Genomic DNA, 8,228 nt, shown 5'->3' on the forward strand with positions numbered 1-8,228 from the left:
CCTAAAGTGGTTTCGGAAAAATGATCTTGAAGCGGGAGTAAAATATCGCGTAAAATGAACATGAATGAGGCCGTTTTGTTTGTATAATCAATGAGTTAACATCTTTTATTATACAGTAAAAACAGGTCTCATTCATCATTAACCTGTTGTTTTTTAAGTAAATTCAAGGGTTTTAGCAAACGGAATGCCAGTGTTATTAGGGAATGCTAATATTTATTAAAAATAAGCACTAACTAATATGCTTATGCTTTAAAAACTAGGAAACTTCAGTTAGTTATCAATGATGGTTCTACCGATAATACCGCTGAACTAGCTGAACAAGCAGGAGCAAAAGTCATTAGCCCCCCTTATAGTCAAGGTAATGGGGCAGCGATTAAAACTGGCGCTAGAAATTCGTCAGGCGATATTACCATCTTTATGGATGGCGATGGCCAACATAATCCAGTCGATATCCCGATGTTTCTGCAAAAAATGGAAGAAGGCTATGATATGGTCGTGGGCGCCAGAAATGCAAAGCCTCAGGCTTCACTATTAAGGCGTGTCGGTAATGCTTTTTATAATCGTTTCGCAACAATCATGACAGGGCACAAGATTGATGATTTAACATCAGGATTCCGAGCCGTTAGAACAGAAAAATTTAAAAATTCTTATACCTGTTACCCAACGGATTTTCTTACCCAACCACCAGTACCATGGCCTTTTTCCGTTCTGGCTTCCCAGTTGCTTATGTGCCCATCCATGCCGGCCAACGCCAGGGTAAAAGTCATATACGTATAGTTAGAGATGGTGCCCGTTTCTTTATTATTATCCTGCGTATCGGTTCATTATTTTCACCTATGCGTCTATTCCTGCCGGTCAGCATGACCCTGTTTACTCTTGGCATCGGTTATTATGGTTATACTTATATTACAGAAAACCGGTTCACAAACATGAGCGCACTATTACTCAATACCTCAGTCATCACCTTTTTAATGGGCTTTCTTTCTGAACAGGTATCAGCATTACATTATCGACATGCAGAAGATGATTAAATCCAGTAAATACTTTCCCAATTCATTTTTTCACTACAGCTATTAGAGTGTAGAGCAACTTAGACTACCCTCTTTTTATGCCCCCACTCAAACCGGTCACGTAAAAAAGATTGCGATGGAATCTCGACAAAGTACCACATAAAATATGAAACTATAATTACAGCACAGATTGTAATTAAAACATTTGGCAAAACCTGAAAACCGGCACCATATAACCTAGTAATTAATATATACCCAGGTATTGCATGCAAAAGATATAAGGAATAGGATATTTTTCCTACTGACGACAAAACAGTGGTTACAATATTGTCTAAATTTGAAAAAACAAAAAATAGCGCTATCACAAATACATATACTGCAGCTAGCTCAAACCCTGATATAACTATTTGCTGAATTAATGATAATACTAAAATAATAAGCGTTTTTTTAATGTGGTCTTTATGGAAATTATAAATCGCTACGCCAGTAAGAAAAAAGCTATTGAACTCTAGAACTGAAGTTTCCCAATTATTGAGTAGCTGAAATACACAATGCTGGTGTATCGAGGTTTATTTTAGGTGGTTTTGCCATGTTTATAGCAAACCCCTACTTAATTCCCCTTAGGCAATAGCATTTGAAACGAATGAAAAGACTATTTTTTTCATATAGTTGTAGCATAGTTTCAATTTTACCATAAATAATTATTGGGAAACTTCAGCTCTAGAATAAACAACCCCTTCAATCGCTCACTAAGTTCAGTATCAGTAACTATAGCCAAACAAGTAACACCGATAGTACAGACAAGCCAAACAAAAGAATATCGAAAGCTATTCCTCTGAAGACCAAACAACATAAAAACCCCCATATAGAAGTAGAACACTAATTCAAACGTAAGTGTCCAATATACTCCATCGATAGATGGGTATAAAATGAATCTTTGGAGCATGGTCAAATTCGCCTGATATACATACATATCAGGTAAAACACGCACTACTGGATCGCCGTATAAAACAATCAGGGAGTATGATAATGTTACTGAAACCCAAAAAGCAGGATATAACCTTGAAAAGCGCGCAAATATGAATTGCATTGGGGAGCTAGTACGCGCAACAGTCATATATATTACATAGCCACTGATAATAAAAAAAAGATGCACCCCATATTTCCCATACTCTGTATATTGAGTAATCATTGCAAAATCAAGCTGATAAGTTAGCTCAAAGCGAGGTAAATAATGGTAAACCATCACCCCAATTATTGCCACGCCCCTCAGAGCATCAATATACTCAAGTCTGGATTTCTTACCGTTCACCTACTAAGCACCTGTAAATTCATTTATTATTAACTTTCTCGACAAGAATGAATCAAAAATCAAAATCTATGGGCATAGCTTTGATTACTGGCATTCAAAAAAACTGTTTTCAGCTTGAAATACAGCACACGCACTAAATACTATCAACCACCATACGGGCACGGACACTGCGTCCTTTTACCTTACCATTGGCAAAATAATTTAGCGCCTTACGAGAAGCAGAGCGCTCTATCGCTACATAGCTCGAGATATCAAATATATCAACTTTACCAATCTGTGACCCAGACAGCCCTGCATCGCCGGTTAGCGCCCCCAAGAGATCACCAGGCCGAATTTTATTTTTTCGTCCCGCATCAAGCTGTAAAGTCACCATAGGCGACTGTAAGCTAAAACCCGGGCTAGTTTTTAATGTATCCAAGTCAACGCTTTGACAAGGCTTGTTCTGGTAGTCTTCAATTGCTCGAACACGAAGGTGCTCTTGCTCCGTATATAGACTCAACGCAATGCCCTTTTCCCCTGCTCTGCCAGTACGACCAATGCGGTGTACATAAATATCAGGATCACGTGGTAATTCAAAGTTAATAACTGCCTGTAATGATTTAATATCCAGTCCACGAGCTGCGACATCAGTTGCAACTAATACCGAACAGCTATGATTAGCAAATCGTACCAGCACCTGATCGCGCTCACGTTGCTCCAGGTCACCATGAATAGCCAAGGCTTCTATCTGATGGTTATGCAGATATCGAGCAACTTCATCGCATTGTATTTTAGTATGACAGAACACTACTGTTGTTTCGGGCTGGTAATGCTCAAACAAAGCTAATAATGCCTTATTACGCTGCTGACTTTTGACTGGGTAAAAAGTTTGTTCTATGACGCTTTCAGTGTGTTCTGACTCAACAGAAATTGTTACTGGATCATTCAGGATAGAGGCACACATTTTTTTAATTGTGCTCGGGTAGGTTGCTGAAAACAACAAGGTCTGACGCTTACTAGGCGTTTGTTCAATAATCTCATTGATAACATCAAAGAAACCCATATCCAGCATCCTGTCAGCCTCATCTAACACCAATGTGTGTAACCCCGCTAGTACTAAAGTTCCTCTATTTAGATGATCTTCAATACGTCCCGGCGTACCAACGACAATATGCGCACCATGCTCAAGCGAGCCTTTCTGAGCTCCAAAGGGTTTACCACCACAAAGCAGCACCAACTTGATATTGGGCGTGTTTCGAGCCAGTTTGCGCAGCTCTTTACCCACTTGATCAGCCAGCTCTCGTGTAGGACATAAAACCAGGGCCTGAACACCAAAAAATCGCGGATTAATTTTCTGTAAAAGACCTATACCAAAGGTCGCTGTTTTGCCACTGCCAGTTTTGGCTTTAGCGATCAGGTCCTTACCTTGCAAAACATACGGCAAGCCCTGCGCTTGTATAGCCGTCATCTGTTTATAACCTAGCGAATCCAGATTAGCAATTTGCGCACTGGAAATGGGAAGAGAAGAAAAACTGGCGCTGGTCATAGTTATATTACCGATTATTAAATTGGTCAATTATCCTAGAAAAATCAGTTAAACGCGAATTTATAGTGCAAGGTTTTGCTTTCACAGTGCTTTAAAAAAATCTTAGCTTCACCCATATAGGTTAAGCGGGCATTTTTTAAAGTGCTGTGTAATCAAAAGCATGTGCTAGAAACCGTGGGCAACTAATTTTTCTAGGATTATACCAGAGCTAAAAACATCTCATTTGAGAAGTAACAGATAGTATTGCGTATTAAATTTAGTTCATAGCAGGAATCAAGACTCTTCTATTCGACTATGGTCAGATCAACAAGAACAACCAGTGCCCAATATTGATGATATAGGTCATACGATAGCGACCGCGCTCAAAGCCCAGCTTGAGAAACTGGACATTTATAAACGCTTCACCGCATTAGTTAGTCATGGTGCGAAATGTTTGTGTCAAACAGAACTTGCCTTTCTTATGCCGCCATTGTGCGTAGCAAAGGACGATTTCAAAGTATTGGTAAGCTAGGACAATGGGCTGAAAAGATGTTAAATGTCTTTGCTGTCAAAGTCATGCTGAAGAAGATAGCCAACTGGCTAAGCTACACAAGGCATTCCCTCACTTCCGTCAATCAAGAGAATTTATTGTGCGGCTTGCATCCACGACAAAAATCATTTCGCAGGTCATGGAAATTCTTAAAAATAACGGACTTGATAAAACCACTTATAAACAATGCTTTGAGCTCTCAAGAAAGCTACCCAGAAACTCAAAAGTAAAAAAGTGCTTACAAACTTGGTTAAAGAAGCATTTTACTCTTCAGAAGAAGCTGACTTCTCTACCTTTGCTGGTAAGCAGTGATATTATCGAATCGCTTTTTGGAAACTTTAAGCATATTATTGAGCGAAGTCCACAGGCAGATATGAATCGCACAGCGCTTCTCATTCCAGCGCTCTGTGGAAAGTTGACGGATACCACCGTAACACAAGCGTTACGCAAAGCATCCCAGACTGATATAGAAGCATGGGAGAAACAATATATTTCTTACACAGTGCAAAAAAACCGCATGCATTTTTCAATGCCGCTGATAGCCGATACATGGGGAAGTCTAAGGCGGCCTAAAAGTCACTTTTCGACAGCCTAGGTCTGTCCCCTATTCCTTGACATATGTATCGATAGAGCCAGTTTATTGCGATTTAAACTTTTCGCCAAGTAATGAAATAACTAGCAACAGCAAATAGCAGAAGTGACAGCATCAGTTTCATCCAGGTGCTCAACGTGGGTATCGGAGTACTAGTTGAAGGGATCCTACGGCTACCGAGAACCGTTACACTCTGTTGTGTTGATACCGGATGAGTTTCATTACTATCAATTGTGGCCGCATTATGCAATATCGTGCCGTCAGCCACCGAGGTATTAATTGCAACATTGATGGCGACTGTTCCTGATGCACCGGCAGGCAGTGATCCCAGGCTCCATATAACCTTACCACCGGAATCCACACCACCCTGAGTAGAGGAAATGACGCTGACACCGGGCGGTAGATCATCTTCAAGTACTACGCTGTTTGCGGGGCTGTTGCCCACATTTTTATATTCGATCGTATAAACCAGCGTGTCGCCAGGCTCTACAGGATCACTCGATGCAGTCTTGGTTAATTCGAGCGCCGGCCCGGTACCTACAGTGATATCAGTAGATGCGGAAGATGAATGAGTCTCCTTACTGATGATGGACGCAGAATTTTGCAGTACGATACCATTATTCAGAGAGCTATCAACTAAAACGGTTAAAGTGACCGATCTGGATGTTCCTGCGGGAATCGAGCCCAGATCCCAGCTTACGATACCACCGGATTCGGTACCACCATCACTCGCTGATACGAAGCTAACATTCGTAGGTAAATGGTCTTCTAGTGTTACCCCGGTAGCTTGATCATTACCCACATTACTATAGTTCAGTGTATAGATCAGGGTATCTCCTGGAGCCGCCAGATCTGCCGAAGCTGTCTTGGTTAGCTCTAGCACCGGCGTGCTTTCCACAGTCACAGTAGTCATGGCCTTCGTTGGTTGTGATTGAGCACTGTCGAGGCTGGCTGGATTTTGAAGGATGGTACCAGTATTGAGTGGACTGTTAACTTTGACTGTGACAGTCTGTGATCCCGCTTGACCTACCGGGATCGGGTTCAGATTCCAGGACACAATACCGCCGGATTCTGTTCCACCTCCAGAAGCGGAAATAAACGTGACACCTTTAGGCAGATGATCTTCGAGTTTTACGCTGCTAGCCTGATCCGTACCACTGTTCTTATAGTCAAACGTATAGATCAGAGTATCGCCTGGCAATACCCGGTCTTGAGAGGCTGTCTTAGTCAGCTTTAATACCGCTGCGCTGTCTACGGTCACATCCGTTTGAGATGTAATCGGCACTGTTTCATTGCTGTCTAAACTGGCCGAGTTGTGAAGAATAATACCATTAGCTAAGGGGGCATTAATTCGAACCTTGAGAGTCACGGATCCAGGTGCAGCCCCAGCCTGCATTGCACCAATATTCCAGCTTACGATACTTCCGGATGCTGTTCCACCTCCTGTAGCCGAGACAAAGGTCACATTGCCAGGAAGGTGGTCTTCAAGTGTAACCCCGGTAGCTTGGCCAGTACCGGTATTTTTGTATTCGAGCGTGTATAACAAGATATCCCCGGGATTGACATGAGACTGCGCTGCAGTCTTGATCAATTCCAGCACTGGCTGACTATAGACAGTCACATCAACTGAAGACAACACAGGCTGAACTGTAGCGCTGGCTATGCTGGCCAGGTTATGCAGGATCTTACCATCTGTCAACGGGCTGTTAACTTGCACGGTTACAAATACTGACCCCGACGTTCCTCCCCCAGGCAGATCTCCAAGGTCCCAGCTTACGACATTGCCGGATACAGTACTGCCAGGTGATGCCGAGATAAACGTAACGTCACTTGGCAAATGATCTTCAAGTTTTACACTAGTCGCTTGATCGTTACCGGTATTTTTGTAGTCGAGTGTGTAGGTTAGAGTGTCGCCCGGATCTACATGCGTTTTCGAGGCTGTCTTATTTAACTCCAGCACTGGTGCACTATCCACTTTAACATCGACTGAAGACGATGCTTTCGCATGTTCAGTACTGGTAATGCTGGCTAGATTCTGCAGTACCTTGCCATTTTCCAGCGGGCTATTAACTTTGACGGTAACAAATACCGAACCTGGTGTTCCTCCCGGAGAGATTGAGCCTAGATCCCAGCTTACGACGCTGCCAGACAAGGTGCCACCGCCAGATGCCGAAACAAAGCTAACGTCTCCCGGTAGCTGGTCTTCAAGTCTTACACCGGTAGCCTCATCGGTACCCACATTTTTATAATCTAAGGTATAAATCAGGGTATCGCCGGCTAATACCGGGGTTTTGGAGGCTGTCTTGGTCAGTTCCAATACCGGTGCGCTGATGACGCTCACATCCGCCTGTGATGTAATCGACCCTGTCTCAGTGCTGTTCATACTGGCTGGGTTGTGTATCACGGTACCGTTAGGTAAGGGGTCATTAATTTTAACCTTGATGGTCACAGAGCCTGCAGGAGCGCCAGCCGGCATTATACCAATAGCCCAGCTTACGATGCCATTGGATAAGGTGCCGCCACCCGTGGCCGAAACAAATGCCACGCCTCCGGGAATGTGGTCTTCCAGTGTTACCCCGGTGGCTTGATCTGTGCCGCTGTTTTTGTATTCGATAGTGTAGGTCAGTTCATCACCAGGACTGACATGAGGTAGCGCAGCCGGGTTATGCAGGATTGTGCCATCGCTCAGCGGGCTGTTGACCTTGACGGATAAAAATACCGCCCCCGAAGCTCCAGAAGGTATTGAGCCAAGATCCCAGCTTACGACATTACTAGATTCTGTGCCATTTATGGAAGCCGAGATAAATGTAACATCACCCGGCAAGTAGTCTTCGATTGTTACACCATTGGCCACATCGGTCCCTACATTTTTGTACTCGATAGTGTAGGTCAGTTCCTCACCAGGGCTAACCTGCGTTTTGGAGGCGGTCTTGTTCAGTTCCAGCGCGGCTTACTAAGCACGGTGATATCGACTGAACAGGCGCGCCATGCTACCTCACAACATTCTGGGACTCCTGTCACCAACATTCATTCGCCTACGCAGCGAATGGGAGATGCCCTGGTCGCCCTGCGTCCGTCTCAACTACGCACAAAACCCTGCTCCGTTAAGACTACCTCAAATGGCTGGACGGCTATTCGGAATGCAATTCTTGCCTCCCTCGCGCGCTACTAGCGCACTTCGGATCAGCGAATTGCCCTGTCGCCTACCAGGGACTAAAAATCATCACTCCGCTTAGGCTCCGTTTCCCTGATTTTAAGCG

Annotated in this window: 6 protein-coding genes and 1 pseudogene; 3 read left to right on the forward strand and 4 right to left on the reverse strand. The window is 43.6% G+C overall.

Annotated features, from left to right (window positions below):
- Positions 1–270: 270 nt before the first annotated feature.
- Positions 271–1,031: pseudogene (locus tag CDZ78_RS04595) on the forward strand (glycosyltransferase family 2 protein); the annotation flags it as partial.
- Between the two features lie 59 nt (positions 1,032–1,090).
- Here CDZ78_RS04595 and CDZ78_RS24215 read toward each other — a convergent pair.
- From CDZ78_RS24215 to dbpA, 3 genes are all read right to left on the reverse strand, one after another.
- Positions 1,091–1,573 carry a DUF418 domain-containing protein gene (locus CDZ78_RS24215; RefSeq protein WP_140413882.1) on the reverse strand — a complete coding sequence of 161 codons (483 nt, stop codon included), beginning with the start codon at positions 1,571–1,573 and terminating at the stop codon, positions 1,091–1,093.
- A gap of 125 nt (positions 1,574–1,698) precedes the next feature.
- Positions 1,699–2,322, reverse strand: coding sequence for an acyltransferase family protein (locus CDZ78_RS04600; protein ID WP_087868924.1), 624 nt, complete (start codon positions 2,320–2,322; stop codon positions 1,699–1,701).
- A gap of 133 nt (positions 2,323–2,455) precedes the next feature.
- Complete coding sequence (gene dbpA, locus CDZ78_RS04605) at positions 2,456–3,847, reverse strand: ATP-dependent RNA helicase DbpA (protein ID WP_087868925.1); 1,392 nt, start codon at positions 3,845–3,847, stop codon at positions 2,456–2,458.
- Positions 3,848–4,515: 668 nt separating this feature from the next.
- Between dbpA and CDZ78_RS04615 the strand changes: the two genes are divergently transcribed.
- The gene (locus tag CDZ78_RS04615) at positions 4,516–4,971 is read left to right on the forward strand and encodes a hypothetical protein (RefSeq protein ID WP_140413881.1); all 456 of its coding nucleotides are present in this window, start codon (positions 4,516–4,518) and stop codon (positions 4,969–4,971) included.
- Between the two features lie 52 nt (positions 4,972–5,023).
- Here the strand turns inward: CDZ78_RS04615 and CDZ78_RS04620 are convergent, their stop codons facing one another.
- Positions 5,024–7,912 (reverse strand): COG1361 S-layer family protein, encoded by a 2,889-nt coding sequence (locus CDZ78_RS04620; RefSeq protein WP_307190455.1) that lies wholly within the window; start codon positions 7,910–7,912, stop codon positions 5,024–5,026.
- Between the two features lie 102 nt (positions 7,913–8,014).
- Here CDZ78_RS04620 and CDZ78_RS23570 point away from each other — a divergent pair, with 102 nt between their 5' ends.
- Complete coding sequence (locus CDZ78_RS23570) at positions 8,015–8,140, forward strand: hypothetical protein (RefSeq protein WP_263458613.1); 126 nt, start codon at positions 8,015–8,017, stop codon at positions 8,138–8,140.
- Positions 8,141–8,228 lie beyond the last annotated feature (88 nt).

The sequence above is a fragment of the Bathymodiolus platifrons methanotrophic gill symbiont genome, assembly GCF_002189065.1.
Lineage (GTDB): Bacteria > Pseudomonadota > Gammaproteobacteria > Methylococcales > Methylomonadaceae > Methyloprofundus.

Excerpts from the sequence above, each read along its gene's own strand:
- dbpA (WP_087868925.1), bottom strand. The coding sequence starts at position 3,847 with ATGACCAGCGCCAGTTTTTCTTCTCTTCCCATTTCCAGTGCGCAAATT.
- CDZ78_RS23570 (WP_263458613.1), top strand. The coding sequence starts at position 8,015 with ATGGGAGATGCCCTGGTCGCCCTGCGTCCGTCTCAACTACGCACAAAA.
- CDZ78_RS04615 (WP_140413881.1), top strand. The coding sequence starts at position 4,516 with ATGGAAATTCTTAAAAATAACGGACTTGATAAAACCACTTATAAACAA.